Here is a 1,949-nt window from a genome sequence, read left to right as displayed (position 1 = left end):
GTCCAATGTCGGAGAGGCGCAGGTCGTCGTGATCTCGTCGGCGGTCTCGCCGCAGAATCCTGAAGTAGTCACGGCCAAAGTTCGGCAGATCCCTGTTATCCCACGTGCTGAAATGTTGGCCGAATTGATGCGTCTGAAGTTCGGTGTGGCGATCGCGGGTGCGCACGGCAAGACGACGACAACTTCTATGGTAGCGAATGTCCTAGCACAGGGTGGACTGGATCCGACCATGGTGATCGGCGGGAAAGTCAATGCATTGGGGAGTCATGCCAGATTGGGGCGCGGCGAATTGCTGGTGGCGGAAGCCGATGAAAGCGATGGCTCATTCCTCCGCTTGTCGCCCACCATCATAGCTGTGACGAATTTGGACCGGGAACATCTCGACCATTACGGCAGCATGGAGCGGATCTACGAGAGTTTCCTCGAATTCATCAATAAGGTGCCCTTCTACGGCCTTGCGGTGCTCTGCGCCGATGACGACCGTCTCCGTTCGTTGTTCCCCAAGGTCGTCAAGCGCTACCACACGTACGGCTTGTTCGAGCGTGACGGGCTTACGCCTGACTTTCGCGCGACCGACATCAGCGTGAAGCAGTGGGGCTCAGAGTTTCGTGCGTTCTTCCGCACAAGGAATCTCGGGCCGTTCCGCCTGTCTGTCCCGGGAATTCACAACGTATCCAATGCTCTGGCTGCCATCGCGATTGGCGTCGAGTTAGACGTGCCGGTCGATCTGATCCGAAAGGCTCTGGCGGCCTTTACCGGCGTGGAGCGACGGTTTCATCTCCGCGGGGAGGCGAACGGGATCACCGTTGTCGATGACTACGGTCACCATCCGACCGAAATTAAAGCAACATTGGCGGCGGCGAAACAGGGCTGGCCGGATCGGCGACTGGTGGTTCTTTTCCAGCCGCACCGGTACACGAGAACAAGAGATCTCCTCGATGATTTCGCGTTGGCCTTTCGGGATGCCGATCAACTTTATGTCACGGAAATCTATGCCGCAAGCGAGCAACCGATTCCGGGAATATCCGGCGCCAAGTTGGCCGAGGCGATACGAGCGACAGGTCACTCCGGCGTACATTTTATCGAGCGCAAGGATCAGTTGGTCGACCAGGTACTTCCTCACCTGAAGACCGGAGACCTCGTTCTCACGCTGGGGGCCGGGGACATTTGGAAATCGGGCCCTGCTTTACTGGCGAAGTTGGCTCAGAACTCCTGATGCAATGACTGCCGTTGTCCGTCGAACGAGGTCGAACCGTGTGGGATCGAAGTTTCAGAAGAAGGACTTGCAGGCAGCGGTGGCAGGTATCCGGGGGAACGTCACATTTGGTGCGTCGTTGGATGCCTATACCTCGTTCAAGATCGGCGGGCCGGCCGACGTTTTAGTGGAGCCGGCTGATGTGGAGGATGTCAGGAGGCTTGTGAAGCAAGCGAGTAGGCGAAACATTCCGTGGTTTGTTCTTGGCGGAACGAATCTACTCATCCGTGACGGGGGGATTCGAGGAATCGTGGTCAGCCTCTCGAAGCTCCGATCGATCAGGGAAGAGCCCGGTTCGGTGCTTTATGCGGAAGGAGGAGTCGGGATGCCGACATTGATCGGCCATGCAATCCGCCGTTCCCTTACGGGACTCGAATGGGCGGCCGGCATTCCCGGAACGGTCGGAGGCTGTCTCGTCATGAATGCCGGAACGCGATTGGGCGAGATGAAGGATTCGGTGAAAGCGGTTCGTCTCGTGAACCGGCGAGGCGAGCTGCTCGACTTGCCCAAATCGGAAATCCCGTTTCAGTATCGTCGGGCTCGCCTTCCGAAAGGGGTTGTTGTGGGAGTGTGGCTACAGTTACGGCAAGGGATCAGATCTGAAATTGAAAAGGTTGTGAAAGACTACCTCCATTATAGGAAGGATACGCAGCCGCTCACGATGCCCAGTGCCGGATGTGTATTCAAAAATCCG

2 protein-coding genes are annotated in these 1,949 nt (G+C 57.4%); both read left to right on the top strand.

What is annotated here, in order from left to right; all coding sequences use genetic code 11:
• Positions 1 to 1,216 (top strand): UDP-N-acetylmuramate--L-alanine ligase (gene murC / locus ACWVCN_RS02420; RefSeq protein ID WP_455243919.1); only part of this gene is annotated, 1,216 nt, incomplete at its 5' end.
• Positions 1,217 to 1,256: 40 nt separating this feature from the next.
• Positions 1,257 to 1,949, top strand: a 693-nt coding sequence (locus ACWVCN_RS02415; RefSeq protein WP_455243918.1) for an FAD-binding protein, incomplete at its 3' end; no start/stop codon positions are given.

The organism is Petrachloros mirabilis (assembly GCF_975968855.1).
This window is presented reverse-complemented; position numbering and strand designations above follow the sequence as displayed.